Annotated in this window: 24 protein-coding genes and 1 pseudogene; 11 read left to right on the forward strand and 14 right to left on the reverse strand. The window is 55.9% G+C overall.

Annotation, left to right across the window (positions count from 1 at the left end):
- The first annotated feature begins 78 nt into the window (after positions 1-78).
- The 4 genes from ATHL_RS02595 to ATHL_RS02610 are packed head-to-tail and all read left to right on the forward strand — an operon-like array spanning position 79 to position 3,678.
- Positions 79-1,785: an ABC transporter substrate-binding protein gene (locus tag ATHL_RS02595; protein WP_062189464.1), complete on the forward strand. Its 1,707-nt coding sequence runs from the start codon at positions 79-81 to the stop codon at positions 1,783-1,785.
- Positions 1,782-2,339, forward strand: coding sequence for a hypothetical protein (locus ATHL_RS02600; protein WP_062189465.1), 558 nt, complete (start codon positions 1,782-1,784; stop codon positions 2,337-2,339). The genes ATHL_RS02595 and ATHL_RS02600 overlap by 4 nt, the downstream gene beginning before the upstream one ends.
- 18 nt (positions 2,340-2,357) lie before the next feature.
- A complete protein-coding gene (locus tag ATHL_RS02605; protein ID WP_062189467.1) occupies positions 2,358-2,912 on the forward strand; it encodes a cob(I)yrinic acid a,c-diamide adenosyltransferase in 555 nt (184 codons plus the stop codon).
- A gap of 13 nt (positions 2,913-2,925) precedes the next feature.
- Positions 2,926-3,678 (forward strand): DUF554 domain-containing protein, encoded by a 753-nt coding sequence (locus ATHL_RS02610; protein WP_062189469.1) that lies wholly within the window; start codon positions 2,926-2,928, stop codon positions 3,676-3,678.
- 8 nt (positions 3,679-3,686) lie between these two features.
- On the opposite strand, the gene ATHL_RS02615 is transcribed toward ATHL_RS02610, so the two are convergent.
- The 14 genes from ATHL_RS02615 to ATHL_RS02680 all read right to left on the reverse strand — a co-directional run bounded on the left by ATHL_RS02615 (position 3,687) and on the right by ATHL_RS02680 (position 15,914).
- Entirely contained in the window at positions 3,687-4,364 is a 678-nt protein-coding gene (locus ATHL_RS02615; protein WP_062189472.1) for a DsbA family protein, read from the reverse strand.
- A 126-nt stretch (positions 4,365-4,490) separates the two neighbouring features.
- Positions 4,491-5,351 (reverse strand): GNAT family N-acetyltransferase, encoded by an 861-nt coding sequence (locus ATHL_RS02620; protein ID WP_062189473.1) that lies wholly within the window; start codon positions 5,349-5,351, stop codon positions 4,491-4,493.
- Positions 5,351-5,899, reverse strand: a complete 549-nt coding sequence (locus ATHL_RS02625) for a tetratricopeptide repeat protein (RefSeq protein ID WP_062189475.1) — start codon at positions 5,897-5,899, stop codon at positions 5,351-5,353. The genes ATHL_RS02620 and ATHL_RS02625 overlap by 1 nt, the downstream gene beginning before the upstream one ends.
- Positions 5,899-6,579: a helix-turn-helix domain-containing protein gene (locus tag ATHL_RS02630; protein ID WP_062189477.1), complete on the reverse strand. Its 681-nt coding sequence runs from the start codon at positions 6,577-6,579 to the stop codon at positions 5,899-5,901. The genes ATHL_RS02625 and ATHL_RS02630 overlap by 1 nt, the downstream gene beginning before the upstream one ends.
- Before the next feature lie 24 nt (positions 6,580-6,603).
- Positions 6,604-7,923, reverse strand: coding sequence for a TadA family conjugal transfer-associated ATPase (locus ATHL_RS02635; protein ID WP_062189479.1), 1,320 nt, complete (start codon positions 7,921-7,923; stop codon positions 6,604-6,606).
- Positions 7,920-8,222, reverse strand: a complete 303-nt coding sequence (locus tag ATHL_RS02640; RefSeq protein WP_062189481.1) for a DUF6812 domain-containing protein — start codon at positions 8,220-8,222, stop codon at positions 7,920-7,922. The genes ATHL_RS02635 and ATHL_RS02640 overlap by 4 nt, the downstream gene beginning before the upstream one ends.
- Entirely contained in the window at positions 8,219-8,938 is a 720-nt protein-coding gene (locus ATHL_RS02645) for a response regulator transcription factor (protein WP_062189483.1), read from the reverse strand. The genes ATHL_RS02640 and ATHL_RS02645 overlap by 4 nt, the downstream gene beginning before the upstream one ends.
- Before the next feature lies 1 nt (position 8,939).
- Positions 8,940-10,187: a GAF domain-containing sensor histidine kinase gene (locus ATHL_RS02650; RefSeq protein WP_062189485.1), complete on the reverse strand. Its 1,248-nt coding sequence runs from the start codon at positions 10,185-10,187 to the stop codon at positions 8,940-8,942.
- Positions 10,188-10,205: 18 nt separating this feature from the next.
- Positions 10,206-11,228 carry a sensor histidine kinase gene (locus ATHL_RS02655; RefSeq protein WP_062189486.1) on the reverse strand — a complete coding sequence of 341 codons (1,023 nt, stop codon included), beginning with the start codon at positions 11,226-11,228 and terminating at the stop codon, positions 10,206-10,208.
- Positions 11,229-11,235: 7 nt separating this feature from the next.
- The gene (locus tag ATHL_RS02660) at positions 11,236-12,822 is read right to left on the reverse strand and encodes an amidohydrolase (RefSeq protein ID WP_062189488.1); all 1,587 of its coding nucleotides are present in this window, start codon (positions 12,820-12,822) and stop codon (positions 11,236-11,238) included.
- Positions 12,819-13,679 (reverse strand): ParB/RepB/Spo0J family partition protein, encoded by an 861-nt coding sequence (locus ATHL_RS02665; RefSeq protein WP_062189490.1) that lies wholly within the window; start codon positions 13,677-13,679, stop codon positions 12,819-12,821. Before ATHL_RS02665 ends, ATHL_RS02660 begins: the two co-directional genes overlap by 4 nt.
- Before the next feature lie 11 nt (positions 13,680-13,690).
- Positions 13,691-14,482, reverse strand: a complete 792-nt coding sequence (locus tag ATHL_RS02670) for a ParA family protein (protein WP_062189492.1) — start codon at positions 14,480-14,482, stop codon at positions 13,691-13,693.
- A 4-nt stretch (positions 14,483-14,486) separates the two neighbouring features.
- A complete protein-coding gene (locus tag ATHL_RS02675) occupies positions 14,487-15,347 on the reverse strand; it encodes a PfkB family carbohydrate kinase (protein ID WP_062189494.1) in 861 nt (286 codons plus the stop codon).
- A gap of 18 nt (positions 15,348-15,365) precedes the next feature.
- On the reverse strand, positions 15,366-15,914 hold the full coding sequence (locus tag ATHL_RS02680) for a zinc ribbon domain-containing protein (protein ID WP_062189496.1): 549 nt from the start codon (positions 15,912-15,914) through the stop codon (positions 15,366-15,368).
- A 95-nt stretch (positions 15,915-16,009) separates the two neighbouring features.
- Here ATHL_RS02680 and radC point away from each other — a divergent pair, with 95 nt between their 5' ends.
- The 7 genes and pseudogenes from radC (at position 16,010) to ATHL_RS02715 (ending at position 21,703) form a co-directional block, all read left to right on the forward strand.
- Positions 16,010-16,711: a RadC family protein gene (gene radC, locus ATHL_RS02685; RefSeq protein WP_062189498.1), complete on the forward strand. Its 702-nt coding sequence runs from the start codon at positions 16,010-16,012 to the stop codon at positions 16,709-16,711.
- Between the two features lie 102 nt (positions 16,712-16,813).
- The gene (gene ffh, locus ATHL_RS02690) at positions 16,814-18,136 is read left to right on the forward strand and encodes a signal recognition particle protein (RefSeq protein WP_062189500.1); all 1,323 of its coding nucleotides are present in this window, start codon (positions 16,814-16,816) and stop codon (positions 18,134-18,136) included.
- A 123-nt stretch (positions 18,137-18,259) separates the two neighbouring features.
- Positions 18,260-18,517, forward strand: a pseudogene (gene rpsP, locus ATHL_RS02695) (30S ribosomal protein S16); the annotation flags it as partial.
- Positions 18,518-18,625: 108 nt separating this feature from the next.
- Positions 18,626-18,865 (forward strand): KH domain-containing protein, encoded by a 240-nt coding sequence (locus ATHL_RS02700; RefSeq protein ID WP_062189503.1) that lies wholly within the window; start codon positions 18,626-18,628, stop codon positions 18,863-18,865.
- Entirely contained in the window at positions 18,862-19,446 is a 585-nt protein-coding gene (rimM, locus tag ATHL_RS02705; RefSeq protein WP_062189505.1) for a ribosome maturation factor RimM, read from the forward strand. Before ATHL_RS02700 ends, rimM begins: the two co-directional genes overlap by 4 nt.
- Before the next feature lie 6 nt (positions 19,447-19,452).
- The gene (gene dprA / locus ATHL_RS02710; protein ID WP_062189507.1) at positions 19,453-20,565 is read left to right on the forward strand and encodes a DNA-processing protein DprA; all 1,113 of its coding nucleotides are present in this window, start codon (positions 19,453-19,455) and stop codon (positions 20,563-20,565) included.
- 4 nt (positions 20,566-20,569) lie between these two features.
- Positions 20,570-21,703: a mannose-1-phosphate guanylyltransferase gene (locus tag ATHL_RS02715; RefSeq protein ID WP_062189509.1), complete on the forward strand. Its 1,134-nt coding sequence runs from the start codon at positions 20,570-20,572 to the stop codon at positions 21,701-21,703.
- Position 21,704: the final 1 nt, after the last annotated feature.

Below are 21,704 nucleotides of genomic sequence, written 5' to 3' on the forward strand. Positions count from 1 at the left end.
TGTCCCAAGTCTGACCGAATTCACGAGAAGGCGGCTCGCCTGAAAAGGGGAATCGCCTTTTTTGGTTTATGAAAGCCTATGAGGAAACTTCGCTGGCAACTCTTGATCATTTTTCTCACCGGTCTGGTGGTGGGGATATTACTGCTGGGTGAACAGCCCCAGACGCAAACCCTTCCCCAATCCACGCCTGAACCGGTGCGCGGCGGGGTCTATACCGAAGCCCTGACAGGCTCTCTGATGCGGTTAAACCCGTTGCTGGCTCATCTCAACCCCCCGGATCGAGATGTGACCCGGCTGATTTTCAACGGTCTGGTGCGGTTTGATAGCCGCGGGAACCCTCAACCCGACCTGGCCGAAGAATGGGGGGTATCGGCAGACGGTACGCTGTACAATGTGACCCTTCGTGAAGGCATTCGATGGCATGATGGGAAACCACTGACTGCGGCTGATGTACTCTTTACCCTGGATCTCATCCGTAATGGCGGAGATCTGATCCCGGCAGATTTGCAGGCCTTCTGGAAGGGGATTGAAGCTGTTCAATTGAGTGATCGGGTGATCCAGTTTCGTTTACCTGAGGCGTTTGCACCGTTTCTGGATTATTTAACTTTTGGAGTGCTCCCCCAGCACCTTCTGGGTGGCAAGTCGATGGAGCAGATTGCCAATGACGATTTTAATCTGAAGCCAGTGGGGAGCGGTCCGTATCAGTTTTCACGCCTGATTGTAGAAAATGGGCAAATTACCGGTGTGGCGCTTTCGGTCAACCCGGAGTATTACCTGGCCAAACCATTCCTTGAGGAAGTGGTATTTCTCTACTTTCCGGATGCCTCTTCAGCATGGAAGGCATACCTCGATGGTCGGGTACAGGGGCTCAGCGATGTGCCGGTGAGTATCCTGCCTGAGGTGCTGAGTGAAGAAGGCCTTTCGCTTTACACGGCGCGGTTGCCGAAGCTTACGCTGGTCTTCTTCAACCTGGAAAACCCCGAAGTAAAATTTTTTCAGGAGAAAGCGGTTCGACGGGCATTGGGAATGGCCATCAACCGGCAGGGGCTGATTGATCAGCAGATGCAGGGGCAGGCCATTCGCGCCGATGGGCCGATCCTTCCGGGTACCTGGGCTTATTACGATAAAATCACCGGAGTACCCTATGATCCTTCGGGCGCAAAGGACTTGCTGAAAAGTGCCGGTTACACACTGGCGGGTGAGCAGGATGTCACTTTAAGCAAAGACGGGGTTTATCTGAAGTTTTCACTGGTTTACCCGGATGATGACCTGCACCGGCGGCTGGCAGAAGCACTTCAGGCCAGCTGGGCGACTTTAGGCGTGGATGTTTCCATTGAACCGCTTGCGTATGATCAGCTGGTGACCGACCGTCTGGTTCCGCGGGCATACCAGGCGGCGCTGGTGGATCTGGATTTGATGCGTTCCCCTGACCCTGACCCCTATCCCTTCTGGGATCAGGCGCAGGCGAACGCCGAGGGGCAAAACTATTCTCAATGGAACAACCGCATGGCCAGTGAGTATTTAGAGCAGGCACGCACCACCGTGGACAGGGATGAGAGAGCGCGGTTTTACCGGAATTTCCAGGTGGTATTCAATGAGGAACTCCCTGCGCTGCCTTTGTTTTACAGCGTGTATAATTACGCTGTCTCCAATGAGATCCAGGGTATTCGGATTGGCCCATTGTTTGATCCGAGTGACCGCTTTGCCAACATTGGAGAATGGTTCCTGGCTGGCCGGCAGCCGCGTAATCCAACCGTTTTACCCACCTTTACACTAACTCCGTGACAACGATTGACCGCGACCTTGCTTATCTGCGCCTGGCAGTGCCAGATTTGGAGGATTTCATTCTTTCCAAAGATCTGTTCTGGCCTCTACCGGGTGGAGTGGCCTCGCTTACCAGCCCGGGGATGAATCAGCTTTCTCTGGGGGGGGTGCTTCTCTGTCGGGCGCGAGTTGCCAGGCTGGACCAGCGCCAGGTGGAAGATTTGTTCCGCAGGATGGATGAGGTGCGCGAACGCTGGAGGTCGAACTGGGAAAAGAAAGCCACCCGCGAGTTCCAGAGCCGTGTGGAATTATGGAAAAAAGCTCTGGAAGAACTTCTTGACCCGGCGAAGGGGGCTTTTTCGGCGTACTCTTCTCAGGTGCAATTACGAGCCATGCTTGAATTGCTCGGTCGTGAATTCGATGCTTCTGCATTGCCTGAAGCCGAAATCCTCAGTCAACTTGATCGGCGTTTACGGGCAGGAACGCAGGATGGGCCATTTGTGTGGGATCCTTCTTTGCAGGATGCCTTCCCAGCGGAGATATTCTGGTTTCTTTATCGCCAGCGGAAAAGTTAACCCAGCCAGGAGGAAGAGATGGGTTCGGAATTATACAGCGGGAGAGGTGACGACGGTTCGACTGGTTTGCTTGGAGAAGGGCGAGTCTCAAAAAGTGATGCACGCATTGAGGCACTGGGGTCGTTGGATGAGGCCAGTGCGGTGCTTGGTCTGGCACGGTCTATCTGCCGGTCAGAAGAGGTTGCGCGTTACCTTCTGCATGCTCAGCGCGATTTATACAACCTGATGGTCGAGGTGGCGGCGACCCCGGCCACCGCAGGTAAATTCTCACGCATGGAAGAGGAACGACTTTCCTGGCTCGAGTCAGCCATTGAACATATCGGCGGAAAAGTGAATATGCCCCGTGAATTCATTGTCCCCGGAGACACCCAATCTGCCGCCACCCTGGATGTGGCTCGCACCGTAGTGCGGCGTGCAGAGCGGCGTCTGGTGACTCTGTATGAGCAGGGAGAGATCGATAATCCGGTGGTTCTACGGTACATGAACCGCCTCTCTTCTTTTTGTTTTGTGCTGGAGCTGTACGAAAACCAGCTTGCAGGGAGAGATCGTCCCACGTTAGCTAAATCTGTATAGGGAGGGTGAAAAGATGACCGGCACCATCATCAATGTGGTCGCGATTCTGCTCGGGACCGCTCTGGGAGTGCTTCTGGGCGGTCGGCTGCCGGAACGAATTAAGCAGACGGTTGTTACCGGTTTGGGGTTATTCACGCTGGCGCTGGGAATTCAGATGTTTTTAAAAACGCAGAATGCGCTTCTCGTGCTTGGCAGCCTGGTAGCCGGAGCATTGCTGGGGGAATGGTGGCGGGTAGAAGACCATCTGAGTGCCCTGGGTGACTGGCTGGAGAGAAAGTTTAATCTGGAGCGCCCTGCCACCGGGCAGGGTGATTCCCTGCAACAGCAGGCCGCCCGTGAACGCTTTATCCGCGGGTTTCTGACGGCCTCGCTGGTGTACCTGGTAGGGCCGCTGGCCATCCTGGGGGCAATCCAGGACGGCCTTACGGGCGATTTCCGGTTACTGGCGGTAAAGTCGATGCTGGATGGTTTTGCCTCGCTGGCTTTTGCCTCAAGCCTGGGAATCGGCGTGGGGTTTTCGGCCATCCCGACCCTGATCTACCAGGGGGGGATCAGCCTGCTGGCGGCTCAGGTGCAGGCCGTTACCACAGATGCTATGATGACCGAGATGACCGCTACCGGGGGGGTGCTCCTGCTGGGGATTGCCATCAGCGGTTTGCTGGAATTGAAGAAGATTCGCACGGGTAATTTTTTACCGGCGTTGCTGGTGGCCCCGCTGGCCGTGGCGTTGTTAAGCGCGCTGGGGGTGCAGTTGAACCTTCCGTAGGTTGTGGTTTAGTTCCCGCCGTTCAGAGCCTGTTCGATAGCTGTATCAAGAGCATTGGCAAAAATGGGTTTTTGACCGTTGACGATGAAGGAAGGAGTGCCGGTCACACCCCGGGTTTTCCCATCATTGAGGTCGGTTTGAACCTTTTCTTTGTACTTGCCGCTATCAAAGCAGGAGCGGAACTCGGCCATGTTCAGGCCAGATTTCTGGGCAAGGCTGATCAGTTTGTTATCTGAGAAGGCACCTGTATTCTCACCGCCCTGATTTTTAAAGAGCATATCGTGGAACTCCCAGAACTTGTTTTGATCAGCCGCACAATAGGCGGCTTCAGCGGCGCGAACTGATTCCGGGCCGATAAAACTGAAGGGGATGTACGTGAAGTATACTTTCCCGGTTTTTACATATTTCTCAATAAAACTGGCCTGTGCATTGAGAGCAAACTGGGCGCAGTAAGGACACTGGAAATCAGAGTATTCTTCGACTTTCACCGGTGCATTGGGGTCGCCTAACGACATGCCGACGGGGTTGGGGAGATCTGCCGTTTTCGTTGCGCCCTGGGTTAAGTTAAGGATAATTAAAATGACGGCGATCACCATCGCTCCGAGTACGATGGCTCCGAGGGTGTATACTGGGCGATTCGCCGGTTCTTTCCGTTTTTTATCTCTGCTGCGGACTTGTTTTCCCATATCTTGATAGCCTCCTGTGAGGTGTGATTCTAACAAAAAAGAGCGAAGAATTCCAATTGATCCCGGCTGGCCAGAGGGGTGATTACCCTTCAGGCACTTCGGGTCATTGGAAGAAAGGGGGTGTTTTCAGGGGAAACGGTATACCGGAAAGCTCTCTCCGGTGATGTGGAAGCCCATGTTCTGATAAAGCGCCAGCGAGGCGTGGTTATCACTTTGCGTGTTGAGCGTGACACCCCAGGTATTGTGCCCGATGAGGAAGTACTCCAACACGTCGCGCACCAGGCGATAACCGAAATGCCGGCGCTGTGAGGCCGGGTGAACCGCCAGCCGTGCCAGGTGGGCTTTGTATCCATTCAACGAGCTCATCTGGTAGGCCACGATTTGAGAATCGACTTCAATGACAGTGTTGTAGTGCGTGCGCTCAAAAGCCCCCTTAAGTTCAGAGAGACTGAGCCGCCAGATAGGTTCAAAAGCCAGATTGTCAACCTCTGCCACCGCGGGTAAATCATCATAGGTCATCCTGCGCAGGAGGAGCCCCGGCACGTCCGGGAGGGGAGGGGGGATGGAACTTTCCTGAGAAAGTGTGACGATGTCTTGATAATGTTGAAACCCGTTGATGGAAAGCAGATCGGTATACCAGTCCTGAAGGGAAAGGGAGACGATCTCCGGTTGAGGGGAAAGCAACATTAGCTCGTGAAGCACACGCTCGAAGAGCAACTTCCAGGCCCAGGCAGGAGAAGTCCATTGAGCCACGGCAAAGAGGCGCACCCAGGCCACGCCTTCTGGTTCAGGGAGGCAGGCGAGCATGGCTTCGATCTGACCGCTTTTTTCCAGCACCCAGAAGGGTTGCCTTCCAAGCCATTCGAGCGGCTCGCACCAGTCAAGATGACGATGGAAGTAAGACAGAGTGGCCAGGAAACGAGAAAGCCGGGTTCGATCGGCTTCGTGAACCTGGCGAAGGGTAAACTGGGGAGGGGTGGGTGACATTACTTACGGTTAAGCATCTCAAAAGGGATTTTCAAAAGCCTTTTGAGGAATTTTTCTTTGAGCGAAAGGCGTTTTTTTTGTTCCAGTGCTGTATCCATGGTAGCAAGAGCCTGGAGCTGTTCACCGGTGCGTAACTGAAGCGCCGATATATTTTGCAGCACCATGGCCCGCAGTTCGTGATCACCACTGCTTTTGAATACCTCAGAAGATTGGCGGTAAAGTTCCAGGGCTTCCTTGAGGCGGTTCAATCCCTCGAGGGCTGCGGCCTGGTTAGCCAGTGCCATACCCTGACGGGTAAGGTCACCCTGGCCTGCGAAGACCAGGTGGGTATTTTCTGCCATCTCGAACGCCTTTTGAGCATCTCCTGCCTGAAGGTAGGCCACACTGCTGTTATTGGCGGCTTCGGCGGCGGCTACCTCATCTCCTGAGGCTCGATAGGCCCGGGCCGCCTGCTCAAAGGCTGCAGCTGCCTCGAGAAAATTCCTGGCCTGATAAGCCGCCTGCCCTTCGGAAGAAAGGTCTTGAGGAGAAAGAGGCCGGGTAGACATCAGAAAGTGATCTCCAGAATTCCTTCGGCGATGGAACGGAGTTTTTGGGTATCCATAGTACTTAGCCGCATGGCCAGTTCCAGGTAAGGACGATTGACCGGGTTGGTGATGAAAGCGCGCAGTTCGGCGGGAAGGTCGAGAAATTGTTGCATTGCGGCCCGGGTGCGAATCTGCTCTCCGATGGGGCCTTTTCGATCTACCAGTTCGTTGATAGAGAGGCCAAGCTCGTCAGCGAGGGTCTCCAGTTCAGGAAATGGAACCGGTTTTTGCCCCAGTTCATATAGATTGAGGGTTTCTTCGTCAATGCCAACCCTTTCGGCCAGCTGGGCAAGGTTCAGGCCGGCGCTGGTGCGCGCCAGGCGCAGGGTTGCGCCGATGAGCCGGTTTCGCAGTGCCAGGGCGCGGTCGTAGTCGCTGATCTGAGAGGGAAGAGAGGACGGCTGGCGAGAAGGTTTTCCCCAGAATTGATGAATGGGTACGTCCCAGAAGAGGGAGAGCAGTTCAAGCTGTGGCAGGCTGGGAGACTCGCTGCCAGATTCGAGGGCCTGGTAGGCTTCAGGGCTCAAGTTCAATACAGCGGCACATTCTTCAACGGTACGCCTGGTGGATAAGCGGCTGTCTATCAGGAGGGCAGCCAGCTTGCGGCGGCGGATCTCGATTATCTGGCGCGGGTTGTTCATCGTATCCTCCATGCAAGGACGGGTCTACCTGCGATTTCCCCGGGAGCCACTGATCATTCCGGAGAGGTTGGCGCCGAACACTTCGGGGCCGAGTTTGAATCCGGCAGCTTCGAGCCGAGGGGTGAAGAGAGGGCGAATTCCGGTCGGTTTCAATTCACCCAGCACTTTGCCTTCGGATGAAATGCCCGTTTGTTCAAATTTAAAGATTTCGGTCATGACGATGGTATCCCCTTCCATGCCTGAAACTTCACTGATGCTGATGACTTTCCGGGTGCCATCGCGCATGCGCGCCTGTTGAATAATAAGGTCTATGGCAGAAGCAATCTGTTCCCGGATGACACGGACGGGTAAGTCCATGCCTGACATTAACACCATGGTCTCCAGGCGTGAGAGGGCGTCGCGGGGGGTATTGGCGTGCAGGGTGGTGAGAGAACCATCGTGACCGGTGTTCATGGCCTGAAGCATGTCCAGAGCTTCTCCACCGCGGCACTCACCCACCACTATGCGGTCCGGGCGCATACGCAGAGCGTTTCGCACCAGGTCGCGCACGGTGACGGCATTCCTTCCTTCGGCGTTGGGGGGTTTGGTTTCCAGCCGGACGACGTGTTCCTGCTGGAGTTTCAACTCGGCGGCATCCTCGATGGTAATAATACGCTCGTCTGCCGGGATGAAGCTGGAGAGAATGTTCAGGAGCGTGGTTTTCCCTGAACCGGTGCCCCCGGAGATGATGATGTTCAGCCGGGAGATAACACAGGCACGGATAAAGTCAGCCATGTTCTGGGTAATCGATCCCAGGTTTATCAACTGTTGAATGGTGAGCTTATCTTTTTGAAATTTACGAATGGTGATCGTGGGGCCATCGATGGCGCAGGGTGGAATGATGGCATTCACCCGCGAGCCATCGGGAAGGCGGGCATCCACGGTGGGGGTATCCGCATCAATACGCCGGCCCAGCGGGAGAACGATCTTTTCGATCAGACGCAGAACGGCCTCATCGTCTTCAAAGGTGATATTGGTTTTTTGAATTTTCCCGCGCCGTTCAATGTAAACAAATTTCGGGCCGTTGACCATAATTTCGCTGATGTCGGGGTCTTCCAGCAATGGCTGAAGCGGGCCAAAGCCCAGCAGGTCATCCAGAATATCTCGAAAGATCTGGTCCCGGATAGTGGTTGGAAGTTGCAGGCGGGTGTTCTGATAGGCATCCTGCAGATGTTGATAAATGACCTTGCGGCGCTCTTCAATGGGTGGCGGGTTGGCTTCCAGCTCGCGAGAAATGGTGCTGATGAGGTAATCCTTCAGCTTGTTGAGGTCGGCTTGCCGGGCAGAGAGGGCGGGATTGTTCATTGATCTTGTCCTGCCTGATCCTGAATTTCTTCTTCCGGGATAACCCAGATGATGTGTTCCTTGTTTACGGTGATGAACCCGGTGGTGTAGAGAGTTTCACCGGCTTCGTTGAGGATCCGGGCATCGGTAATGGCAACAAACTGCAGGGATGAATTTAATTCATCAATAATCCGCTCGGTGGGGCGAACATGCAGGATTCCATAAAGAGTATTTTGAGAGGTGCGAAGGATGACCGGTACAGGCTTTTTACTGACAACCTGAGTGAAAATTTTACCTTTATCGTCAAAATGCGTGGTCATGAATTTGAAGCCTCCGTGCTTTCTTTTTCGATGGGCGGCATGAAGTAGCCCAGTCCAGAACGGGTGACAATGTGCTGCGGATTGTGGGGATTCTCTTCAAGTTTCTGGCGCAGACGGGCAATGCTGACCCAGAGGATTTCCTTATCATCCTTGTATTGAGGCCCCCACACGGCAGTGAGTAATTCCTCTGCCGAAAGGACGTGCCCGATACGGTGGGCGAATTGAATGAGCAGGCGATATTCGGTTGCTGAGAGGAAAACCGGTTTGTCATCGCGCCAGACCTCAGCGCGGGCGAAATCGATCTTCAGGTTGCCATGGATGAAATAGCGATTCTGAGTGGCTGAATCGGCAGTTTGTGCGCGTCTCAGGACGGCGCGTACCCGCGCCACCAGTTCGGTGGCCGAAAATGGCTTGACCACATAGTCGTCTGCGCCCACATTCAGCCCTTTCACCCGATCCTGCTCTTCACCCTTGGCGGTAAGCATGATGATGGGCACAGAGGAGAACTGCCTGATTCGCTCGCAGGTGGCAAACCCATCCAGACGGGGCATCATTACATCAAGCATGACCAGGTCGGGAGAACGCGTGGTCACCAGTTCGAGGGCATCTTCGCCGTTACTGGCGGTGGTGACGATGTATCCCGCGGCCTCCAGGTTGACCTTTACCAGGTGCTGGTAACGCGCTTCATCATCGACGACAAGGATATGTGCAGTCATTTTACGGTTCCTCTCTCAAGACACTCTCGAGGTTTCCTCGATCCAGGGCGCGCGGGAGGGTAATGTGGAAAGTTGTGCCTTGCCCGACGATTGAAGTGGCATGGATGTTCCCCTGATGGGCCAGGATGATCTTCTTACAGATAAATAACCCCAGACCCGATCCATGAACCGAGGGGGCAACTTCTGGATTACGGAAGAAGCGTTCGAATAAATGAGGAAGGAAACGGTTGGGAATCCCCGGGCCGTGATCTTCTACGGTGATGAACGCCTCCCTGTCGTTGAAGTTAATTTTAACCCAAACTTCAGATCCGGGCGCATATTTGATCGCATTACTGAATAAATTTTCAAATACCTGAGCCAGCCGTTTGGGGTCACCCTGGAGGGTAGGGAGAGGCGATGGGGTGCACTCAAGCTGAGCATTAAATTCGGGGTGGTGCAGGCGAGTGCGTTCGATGACCGAGCGGACGAGAGTATCCAGGCGTACAGCCTGAAACTCCATGCGCAGAGTGCCGCTTTGCAGACGGGCCGAATCGAGCAAATTCTCGATCAATTCTTGCAGACGGTCGGTCTCCTGGTCGATGATTTTCAGAAATTCCTGCTGGGTGGGCTGATCCCAGGTGGTATCCGAGCGTAATAAGGTGGTGGTGTAGCCTTTGATAAAACCGAGGGGGGTACGTAATTCGTGAGTGATGGTTGAGATGAAATCTTCCTGGAGCCGGGCTTCCTGGCTCTGCGCCTCAAGCAGGTCGTAGGCGCGTTGCAGATTCTGCCGTTCCACCAGTAGACTGATTTGCTGGGCAATGAATTCGGCCAGCTGGATGTAACGTGGGCTGAAGGGCGGTCCGCCAAAACGGATGAAAATAACGGCTCCCAGGGGACGTTTGCCGATACATAACGGAATGCCAAGTTGAAAGGGACGCTCGAGGCGGCTGCGTGCGGAGTCATTTTCGGGCTCACGCACGGTGGTTTCAGGGTGGTCCATGATGTACGTGGCCAGCTCTTCACCCCAGGTGATGTCTGCCTCAGCTGAGCGGCCCCGCCCAACAGCACGGGCGTACATCACGTCCAGATTCTGGTGAATGGGATCAGCAAGGTAGACGGCCAGATTGTCAAAAATAATCAGGGTGCGAATGAGGGGGACGATCTGGTCAAGGGCATGGTTCCAGTCACTGCTCTGGGTAACGATGCGGCTGATTTCGTAGAGATGCCAGGCGTCTGGAGAAATGGTGGTGGGCTCGGGTTCTGTCATACGTTCGTCGATCTCTGCTCAGTCCTGATGAACTTTCAGGGCAAATTCAAACTGGCTGCCTTCTCCGGGCCTGGAATAGACATGGATGACCGAGCCGTGAGCTTCGACGATGCGGCGAGCGAGGGCCAGCCCCAGGCCGGTGCCCCCTGCCTTTCGCGTTGAACTTCCATCCAGCTGGAAAAAAGGCTCAAAGATTTGATCTATCCGATCAGGCGGGACGCCAATTCCCGTGTCGATGACCTGGAACTGGATGAAGTTATCCTCCGGGGTGGCCTGAAGAATGACCTTTCCTCCGGGCGGGGTGAATTTGATGGCGTTGTCCACCAGTTGCATGAGCACCCAGGAGATTTTCTCGAAATCAGCATCCACCAGGTAGGGTTCGGTGGGGATTTTCAGGTCAAGGGCAATCTGATGATCACGGGCTTTCGAAAGACTGCGCTTGTATACCGAGCTGGTGAGATCATAGAGATTACTGGGGGTTACATGAAGGTAAACCTGATCGCGTTCGGTCACTGAAAACTGAATGAGATCTTCAATCAGGTTTCCAAGGCGCTCGGCTGAACGCTGGATGATCCCCAGAGCATTGAGTTGTTCGGTATTCAGGGGGCCAAATTCACCGGCCAGGAGCAGTTCGAGATAACCCTTGAGATGAGTAAGCGGAGTACGCAGCTCGTGAGAGATGTTGGCGACGAGGTTGGCTTTGAGATCATTAATGGATGACAGTTGTTGAAGGGCAGTTTGCAGTTCTGCCGTTCGTTCACGCACGCGGCGTTCCAGGTGCTCGTTGGCTTCCTGAAGCGCCGACCGCAGTTGAATGAGTTGTTCGGTAGTGGCAGCGTCGAGATCTTCTCTGGAAAGAGCCCCCATTTCGACCAGAATGTACCCGAGGGGGCGCGTCTCTCCCAGGTTGCGCAACCGGGATTGTTGTTCCAGCGCCTGCTGTAACTGCTGAGGAGTGACCAGGCCTCGTTCCACCAGATATTCTCCCAGGCGGGGGATCAGGATTTCAGGGGTGAGAGGCACTCTGGATGACTCGCTCATGATGAGGTTACTCCCGTTGCCAGACCCATTCTCCATCGATCATGGTGGCCGCAGGCTGAACGGTGAACAACTCTTGAGGGGGGATATCGAGGGGTGACGCATCCAGCAGGATAAGATCGGCCAGGAAACCCGGGGCGAGCCTGCCGAGAGCATTTTCCCACCCGGCCGCAAAAGCCGGTCCGGTGGTATAACCGGCCAGAGCTTCGGTAAAGCTCAACCGCTGTGCTGGATACCAGCCTTCGGAGGAGGGGGTGCCATCCTGGCGCTGGCGGGTGACCGCGGCGTGAATACCCCACCATGGGTTGGGTGATTCTACGGGCGCATCCGATCCAAAGGCCAGGCGGGTTCCGCGTTCGAGGAGGGTGCGGTAGGCATACGCACCCTGTGAACGTGTTCCCCAGTAACGATCGGCAATGAGCATATCTGAAGCGGCATGGATGGGCTGGACTGAGGCGATAATATCCAGTTCAGCCAGTTTTCCCAGGTCGTCTGGATGCAGGCATTGTACATGTTCAATTCGGTGGCGCAGAGGAGCCAGGCCGTTCCGCTTTTCGTAAGCGCGCAGTTGCCGGTAGGCTTCGAGCACTTCATGGTTAGCACGATCACCAATGGCATGAATGGCCAGGCTGAGGCCACCTGTAACTGCCTGCTGGCCATATTCCAAAATTTGCTCGGCGTCGAGGAAGAGAATGCCGGTGTTACCGGGATTATCCTCATAAGGCTGGAGCATGGCCGCGGTGTGTGGGCCCAGAGCGCCATCGGCAAACAATTTCACCGATCCGATGCGCAGGTGAGGGCTTCCAAACCCACTGCGCAACCCGAGACGGGTGGCTTCTGACAGCATTTCAAGTGGAATGCCCTTAACCACGCGTAGCTTCAGGGCACCCCGGGCATCGAGTACCTGTAAGGCGGAGAAACAACGCGCCTGATCATAATCATGAACGCCGGTCAATCCCAGGCTGAAGAGGATACGCTGGGCGGTTTCTATATCGCCGGCCAGTTCTTCAACCGAGGGCGGGGGGATCACCCTCTCAACCAGTTCCATGGCGGTTTCAAGCAGGATTCCGGTGGGCCGGCCGTTTTCATCGCGCAGGAGTTTCCCACCCTGGGGATCAGGGGTATGTTCGGTGATGCCTGCCAGGCGCAGGGCTGCAGTGTTGGCCCAGGCGGCATGAACAGATTTGGCTGTCAGGTATACTGGATGATTCGGCGCGACCTGATCGAGATCGCTGGCAGAGCCGAAGCCTTCGGGCCAGAGATTCTGATTCCAGCCGTGTCCGCGAATCCACTGTCCGGGGGTAACAGAGCGGGCCCGTTGAGCTACCCGTTTCAGGCATTCGGCACGCGTGAGGGTTTCACAGTCCACGGTGGCAAGGCTGCGGGCGTAGTATTCCAGGTGGATATGGGCATCGGTAAGGCCGGGTAAAACCGTCTTGCCTTCCAGGTTTTCACGAATAGTATGTGGCCCAGCCAGAGAGAGGATGGCATCGTCTGACCCGATGGCGAGGATGCGCCCCTGTTCAATCGCCAGGGCACTGACGATGGGTTGTTCGGGATGGTTCGTGTAGATGCGGCCGTTAAAGAGAATTTTCATGGTTTCTCATTCCCCAGAAGGTGTGTAATTAAATGATCCAGCTCTTCCTCAGAGTAATAATAAAGCACCAGAGATCCTCCGCGTTTTCCGTGGCGTATGGCAACCCGGGTGCCCAGCCTGTTACGCAGGCGTTCTTCTAGTTCCAGTACTTCGGGAGCAGGCGCCCGGGCTGACTTCCGCGGCGGGCGCTCGCCTGCCAGCTTGCGAACCAGTTCCTCGGCCTGACGCACGGTCAGCTTGTGTTCCAGGATGGTTTTTAAGGCGGCAAGCTGGGCCGAGGGATGATCCAACCCCAGCAGGGCGCGGGCGTGGCCTTCACTGATCTGCCCGTTTTGGAGGGCATCTTTAACCTCTGGAGGGAGTTTTTGCAACCGCAGGGTATTGGTGATGGCTTCGCGGCTTTTTCCTACCCGCTGGGCAATTTCTTCGTGACGCAGCCCAAATTCATCCACCAGCTGTTGATAGGCTTCGGCCATTTCAAGCGGTGAGAGGTCGGCCCGCTGGATATTTTCGATCAGGGCAAGCTCAAGGCGCTCCTGGTCACTGGCATTGCGCACGATGGCCGGCACCTGATTCAGACCGGCCAGACGGGCGGCCCTCAGGCGGCGCTCGCCTGCGATGAGGATGTATTGATCAGTGCCGGGTTCGGTGGTGACGATGAGAGGCTGGAGTACCCCATGCTCCTGGATTGAGGCGGCGAGCTCGTGGAGCGATTCATCCTCCACATCCATGCGCGGTTGACGGGGATTGGGAATAATGCGATCAACTGGAAGGTATACAAACCCGCCGGATGGCGTTTGTTCCCCTTCGGGGATTAAAGCCCCCAGTCCTCTTCCCAGCCCACCTCGTTTGACCATGCTTTGCCTCCTCAATCAGCAAACTGAGGAATGTGTACCCCGTCTTCGGCTAAAATTTCTCGAGCCAGGGCTTCATAGGCGCGGGCGGCGACCGAATCGGGAGCGTACACCGAAATGGGCTTGCCATACGAAGGGGCTTCGGCCAGGCGGATGCTGCGCGGGATGATGGCTTTGAAAACCTGATCGGGAAAGTACCGGCGAACTTCGCTGACCACGTCAGTGGCAAGCCGGGTGCGCCCGTCATACATGGTAAGGATGACTCCGCGGATGCGCAATTCAGGGAACAGGGATGTGCGTACCCGATGAATGGTTTGAGTCAACTGGCCGAGGCCCTCCAGGGCAAGGTATTCGCACTGTACGGGAATGATCACCCCATCTCTGGCGGCTACCAGACCGTTGACGGTCAGCAACCCCAGGGAAGGGGGGCAGTCGATCAGGATGTAATGATACCGGTCGGCAACGCTCTCCAGGACGTTGCGCAGGCGTTCTTCGCGGTGGGGGAGGTCGATCAACTCGATCTCAGCTCCAGCGAGAGCCGGCGAAGCGGGAAGCAGTGAAATTTTTAACCGGGGGTTGTGCAGGACATGAGCTGCCAGAGGGGCCTGACCGATTAAAACCTCATACGTTCCCTGTCGGACGGTGTTTTTATCCACTCCCAGCGACGAAGTGGCATTGGCCTGAGGGTCAAGGTCAATCAAAAGTACGCGTTGCCCGAAATACCCCAGGTAAGCGCCCAGGTTAATTGCCGAGGTGGTCTTACCAACCCCTCCCTTCTGGTTAACGAGAGAATAAATGCGTGCCATAATCTCAGGGCTTCTCAACAATTTCGGTCATGCAGAGTTGAATTTCATCGTGGGTTGGGGTTCCCAGGAGCCCCCTGCGGGTGACACTGAAAGCGGCAAGCTGGGTGGCGAATCGTCCAGCTTCCCACGGGTCACGAGTTTGATGCAGGCGAGAAAAGAACGCCGCGGCAAAGATATCTCCTGCGCCTGTGGAATCAACTTCAGTCATGACGGGAGGGCGAAAGCGTCGCACGTCGCCATTCCAGTAAATCCGTGCTCCTGCCGCACCTTCGGTAACGGCCAGGATGCGGATGTGGGAAGAAAACTCTTCCACATATCTTTCATCATTCTGGACATCTTCAATGCTGAACACAGCGGCGGTGGCATTCCCGAGCACAAAGCCTGCTTCGGGCCACTCGCTGAAGTGTACCCGTCCGGTGTTGTCCCATGAGCGCATCCAGCCCTGAGGGGTGAGGCCGATCAACGCGTCTGGGAAGGCGCGTACCAGGGCAGGATCTACCTCTCCGGCCACAGGAGCCAGATGAACAATGGGAGCCTTGCGCCAGTGGTCAGGCACAAGGGAGAGGTTCAGGTCGGGGGCGCGTTTGTGAATGCGCTGGATGCGTCCATGCGGGGTCTGGATGTTTTCGAAGGTGGTGCTCTCTTCAGAGCGCATTCCGGCGATGGGGATACCGGCCAGTTCGGGGGCGTCAAGACAGCCATTGCAGGCGGTAACAATGCCCACCTGATGCCCAAGGGCGCGGGCAGTCAGCGCGGAATAAGAGGCTGTTCCACCGATAAGTATTCCATCGGGGGTCAGGTCCTGCGTGATATGACCAATGATCAGGTAATCGATGGTTCCCGGAGGATTAAGGCGATACATCATGGGTAAGTACCTGTGGGTTTACGGGAGATCAGACTGAGAAGAGACGCCTGAGTTCGCCATGGGGTCGTTTTCGATATCTCCGGCGAGGTTACGCAGGGCATCATCAACAGTAAGGTTTTCCCGGCGCATACCGGGGGCGGGGGTGCCACAGTAGGGGCAAAGGTTCCAGGCCAGCTCAATGGGTCTGCCACACTGATGGCAGGGCTTTTTAAGGCGGGTATAACATGCCGGGCAGGCCACCCAGTCTTCGCGCACACGCCGCCCGCACCCCGGGCAGAGGCTGGATTCCTCAATGGACTGGAGCAAAGCCTCTTCTTCCAGAGTTTGCTGGAATTCCTCTTCCTGGGTCTGGGGGGGACGGAGGATCAGGTAGATCAGGATGCCGGGCAGGAATAAAATGGCTACCACCAGCACGGCGAGAATGCGCAACAGAGGGTCGCGCGAGCGGCGACGGATGTCGCGGTAGGCCCAGATGATCAGACTGAGCCAGAGGGCAATCAAAAAAGCAGCCGCATAACCGGTGGCAATTAAAATGAAGTTGTTGAGAGTAGAAGGATTCAGGGTCATGAAGGACTCCGTGAAAAAATTATAGCATGGATAGATAGTTCAGCTATACTTTCCTTCAACCAGGGATGTCATGGAAATGGAGATTGAGCGAACCAATGGTCAAAGAAACCCGCCCTACCTACCGCATCACCGATTTACAAACCGATGACCGTCCGCGGGAGCGGCTTGCGTCACTGGGTGCTGAAGCCTTGAGCAATGCCGAATTATTAGCCATTCTGCTCAGGGTGGGGGTGGCTGGAGAAAACGCGGTGCAGATGGGGCAACGTCTTTTGACCGACATGGGAGGGTGGCGCGGTCTTCAGCAGGCCAAATTCTCAGAAGTTTGCCGACAGCGGGGTGTGGGGGCAGCCAAGGCGGCCCAGATCAAAGCCGCCATTGAAATTGGCCGCAGGCTGGCGGTACAATCTCCGGAAGAAAGGCCAGAGATCCACAACCCAAAGGATGCTGCTGAACTGGTATGTTACGAAATGGGAGCCCTGGAGCAGGAGCATTTACGGGTCATTCTTCTTGATACGCGTAACCGTGTCCTTTCTATTGAACGGCTGTACATTGGCTCACTCAATGCTTCGACGGTGAGGGTTGGCGAGTTGTTTCGAGCGGCGATCCTCCGCAACGCGGCTTCTATTATTGTGGTGCACAACCATCCCAGCGGCGACCCGACGCCCAGCCCCGAAGATATTGCCCTCACGCGTTCCATGGTGCAATCGGGGAAGTTGCTGGATATTGAGGTTTTAGATCATCTCGTGATCGGCCATAACCGGTGGGTTAGCCTGAAAGAGCGGGGACTGGGGTTTTAAATGGGTCTCTTGACCAAATTTCGCTTCCCGGATAAAATCACCCCTTGCGGCCTCCCGTAAGGGAGGTGAATTATGAATTGTCTTTCAAAGATGGGATAAGGCGTGTTCGAAAATCTGACCAGTCGGCTTGAAACCATTTTCCAGAACCTGCGGCGGCGCGGAAAGCTCAGCGAGCAGGATGTGGATGCCGTGATGCGCGAGGTGCGCCTGGCGCTCCTCGAAGCCGACGTGCATTATTCGGTGGTTAAAGATTTCGTCAGCCGGGTGCGCGAACGCAGTATCGGAGCCGAAGTGTCGCGCGCTTTAAATCCTGCCCAGCAGGTGATCAAAATCGTGCATGAAGAATTGATTGCCACGCTGGGTGAACCGGCAAGGCTCAACCTGACCGGTCCAAAGCCCTGGACGATCATGCTGGTGGGTTTACAGGGCTCCGGGAAAACCACAGCCACTGCCAAGCTGGCGCGTTTTCTGCGCGGGCAGGGGGAACGGGTGATGATGGTAGCCGCTGACCCTTACCGGCCGGCGGCGGTCAAGCAGTTGCAGACCCTGGGTGAAAGGGTGGGGGTGCCGGTATTTTATGAGGCTGGAGTTGCCCCTGCCGAGCTGGCCGCTCGGGCGGTGGATCAGGCTACCCGGGGCGGTTTTAGCGTGGTGCTGATCGACACCGCAGGGCGTTCGCAACTGGATGATGCTCTGATGACCGAGTTAAGGTCTATCAGTGCCAGGGTACGGCCGGTGGACGTATTGCTGGTTGTAGATGCAATGATCGGCCAGGAGGCGTTACGGGTAGCCCAGGGCTTTCGAGATTCGGTGGCCCTCACGGGCTTGATCATGACCAAGATCGAAGGAGATGCGCGCGGTGGTGCGGCTATTTCGATCCGCAGTGTGACGGGTGTGCCGATTAAATTCCTGGGCACCGGTGAAAATGTAGAAGCTCTGGAGTCCTTCGACCCGGCCCGGCTGGCCAGCCGCATCCTGGGCATGGGAGATGTGATTGGGTTAATCGAGAAGGCCCAGCAGGCGTATGATGACCAGGCGGCCCGTGAACAGGCTGAGAAGATGCTCAGCGGTTCGTTTACGCTGGAAGATTTTGCCAGCCAGCTCCGTCAAATGCGTAAAATGGGTCCTTTTGCCCAGATCTTAGAAATGCTCCCCGGCCAGCTGGGGCAGGCGGCGCGAATGATCGATCCGCAGGATGCCGAGAAGCAGTTGAAACAGACGGAGGCGATCATTAACTCTATGACCAAAGAAGAGCGCCGAAACCCTGATCTTTTAAATGCATCCCGAAGGCGACGGATCGCCCGCGGGTCGGGGACAGACGTTCAGGACGTGAACCGCCTGATGAAGCAGTTTCGTGAAGCGCAAAAGCTCTTTAAGACGTTTCAAAAAACCGGTGGCAAGCGCATGCCCCGGCTGTTTGGATAGGGAGGGGAGGTCAGAGCAGTCTGCGCGTCCTTCCGCGCATCCCTCTGCTGCACCGATACCCCTGCCTGTCGGGGAAAAAATACGTTACAATACAGGATAGATTGACAGAAGGAGTCAGATTCAATGGTTCGTATTCGATTGCGCCGCATAGGCCTGAAGCAACAACCCAGCTACCGGATTGTAGCCGCGGACAAGGAAGCTCCGCGGGATGGGCGTTTTTTGGAGATTCTTGGTTTTTACAACCCTCGCACCGAACCGTTCACGCTCGATGTTAAGGAAGACCGGATCTACCACTGGTTGAGCGTGGGTGCTCAGCCCAGCGAGTCGGTCGTCAAACTGCTTCAGAGCACCGGGGTGATGGATCGGTATGCCCGTTACAAAGCCGGTGAGCCGTTGGAAAAACTGCTTGAAGAGTCGAAAGCCTTTTTTGATAACCGAAAAGTAGAGACGCGCACCAGCGCGGCCTCACTGAAATAACGAGGTTTTTCTGTGAAGGAATTGATCGAATACATTGCCCGCTCTCTGGTAGACCAGATTGACCGGGTGGAGGTGGCGCAGATGCGCGCTCCGGGTGGCAAAGTGCGCCTGGAGTTACGCGTGGCTCGCGATGATATGGGGCGAGTCATCGGTAAAAATGGCAGGGTGGCCAATGCCATGCGCATTCTTCTGCGCGTTGCCGCCGCCCGTGAAGAGAAACAGGTCACTTTAGACGTGATCGAGCCGAGATGAGCCGGCGCAACCTGCCCAATCACGATCAAGATACCCATCCTGAAAATCCGCAAAGCCGGCCAACCACAGGCTCGCTCGGCAAGGGCGAGCCTGTATTCATCGCGGTGGGCTTTTTACGCCGCGCCCATGGGCTTCATGGCGAGATGATCATGGATGTGTTGACGGATTTTCCCGAACGTCTTCCCAATCGGAAGGTTTTTTTAGGGGACGCCCGGGAAAGCCAGCAAATTCGTTCGATCAGGCCGTATCACAATGCGGCGCTGGTCACCCTGGACGGGGTGGATACCCCCGAAGCGGCGGCGAGGTATCGGAACACAGTGGTTTATGTTCGCGCTGACCAGTTGCCGCCGCTGCCGGAAGGCGAATACTATCATCATGAATTGCTTGGTCTGCAGGTGGTGACCGATGCAGGCGAAGTGGTAGGCATTCTGGAACAAATACTTGAGACGGGCGCCAATGATGTGTACCTCGTGCGCCGGGCCGATGGGACGGAACTGCTCCTCCCTGTGGTAGAGGAGGTTATCCTTGCCTATGAAGTGCCCCAGGGTCGCATTGTGGTGCGCCTGCAAGAGTGGGGATAAAACCAGGTGGTACCTCCGGATAAGGTCTACTGGGTGGGCTTCAACCAGGTGAGGGGAATCGGTGCAGTGCGCGTGCGGGCACTGCTCGATTATTTCGGCTCGCTTGAGGTGGCCTGGCAGGCGCCGCTGGAGGGGTTAATTGCAGCCGGGCTACCCCAGAAGGTGGCCGAAAACGTGCAGCTGGCGCGCGGCGGAGATGCCCTGGAGCGCGCCTGGCGTATCATCGAGGAAAAAAAGATTACCGTGCTGACATGGGAGGATGACGCTTATCCGAAGCGCCTCCGGCAAATTGACCAGCCCCCACCTGTGTTGTATGTACGGGGTGAACTGCTTGAACAGGATGCATGGGCGGTTGCAATTGTGGGTACGCGGCGTGTCACCGGTTATGGGCGCCAGGTGGCTGAAGAAATTGCAACGGTGCTGGCTCAGCACGGAATTACGGTGGTCAGTGGGCTGGCACGCGGGGTAGATGCGGTGGCTCATGAGGCGGCGCTGCGGGCCGGTGGCCGGACGATTGCCGTGCTGGGTAATGGGGTAGATCGGGTTTATCCGCCAGAGCATCTGAACCTTGCCAGGCGGATGATTGATCAGGGGGCCGTGATGAGCGATTATGCCCCCGGCGTACCGCCGGATGCGGTGAATTTTCCTCCGCGTAATCGAATTATTTCAGGATTATCTCTGGCATCGGTAGTGGTGGAAGCTGGCGAAGAAAGCGGAGCGTTGATCACGGCGGCTTTTGCCGCTGACCAGGGGCGGGAAGTATTTGCCGTGCCCGGAAATATCACTTCGCCGCACAGCAAGGGTACCAATCGATTGATTCGAGATGGAGCGATTCCATTGCTCCAGCCTGAAGATATTTTAGAGGTGTTGCAACTGGGGAAAGCCCCCCAGCAGCAAGCCGCAAGGCAGGTGCTACCGGTGGATGAAACCGAGGCCAGCCTTTTACATGTTCTGGTGGATGAACCCCGTCATGTGGATGAAATTTGTGCCCTTAGCGGCTTGCCGGTGGATAAAGTCTCGGCAACTTTGGTGATGATGGAGTTAAAAGGTTTGGTTCGCAATCTGGGTGGAATGTGTTACAGCGCGGTAAGAGAAAACTCACCCGGTTATGGGAGGTGATGGTATGGACGATAACCATTTCTATGCAGTGATCATGGCTGGTGGAAGTGGAACCCGCCTCTGGCCGTTTTCACGGCGTGATCGCCCCAAACAAATGTTGCGCCTGGGTAGCGACCAGACTTTATTTCAACAGGCCGTCAACCGTTTGCTGGGGGTGATTCCTCTGGAGCGAATTTTAGTCGTCACAGTCGCAAGCCAGGCCGAGGCCCTCCATGCTCAGTTCCCCCTGATTCCGCCAGAAAATTTCCTCATCGAGCCGGCACCCCGGGGAACTGCCGCAGTCGTGGGGATGGCCGCTGTGGCGCTGCGTCACCGTGATCCTGAATCCACGATGGTGGTGGTGACGGCGGATCATTTAATCCGCAACCAGGATTATTTCCGGCAATTACTGAGGGGAGCGTATGATGTGGCGCAGCAGGGGTTCCTGGTGACGCTGGGGATTCAACCCACCTATCCTTCTTCGGGATATGGATATATCGAGTGCGGAGAGCCGCTTGGAATGTTCCAGGGATGTCTGGCCTACCGGGCGGTGCGCTTCCTGGAAAAACCCTCGCCTGAACGCGCGGCTGAACTGGTAAGGCAAGGCAATTATGTGTGGAATTCGGGGATGTTTATCTGGAAGACGGAGCGCATCTGGGAGGAATTTCACCGGCTGATGCCTGAACTGGCGCAAACCCTGGATGAGATTGATCGGAGCTGGAAGCCGCAGCCGTATCCTACAGTGGCTCAGGAAACCTGGTTGAGCATTCATCAGCAGACGATTGATTATGGTATTATGGAACGGGCCGATCAGGTGGCGGTTCTTCCGGCCCATGAGCTGGGATGGAATGATGTTGGTGCCTGGGACTCGCTTTACGACGTGTTTGAAGAGAACGAGGCCGGTAATATCGTCGTCTCGGCGAATCACATTGGGCTCGATACCCACGGAACCCTGGTGGTTGCCGAGAAACCCGAACGCCTGATTGTAACGATTGGAGCATCGGACCTCATGGTGATTGAGACCGGAGATGTGCTTTTGATCTGTCAGCGGCATCAGGCGCAAAAGGTGCGCGACGTGGTGGAACTGTTGAAAAACGGGGGAAACACCCAGGCTCCGGGAGGAGAGACGCCGGGTGTGGACACAGAGCGATACCTGTAAA

This window comes from Anaerolinea thermolimosa (assembly GCF_001050195.2).
GTDB classification, from domain to species: domain Bacteria; phylum Chloroflexota; class Anaerolineae; order Anaerolineales; family Anaerolineaceae; genus Anaerolinea; species Anaerolinea thermolimosa.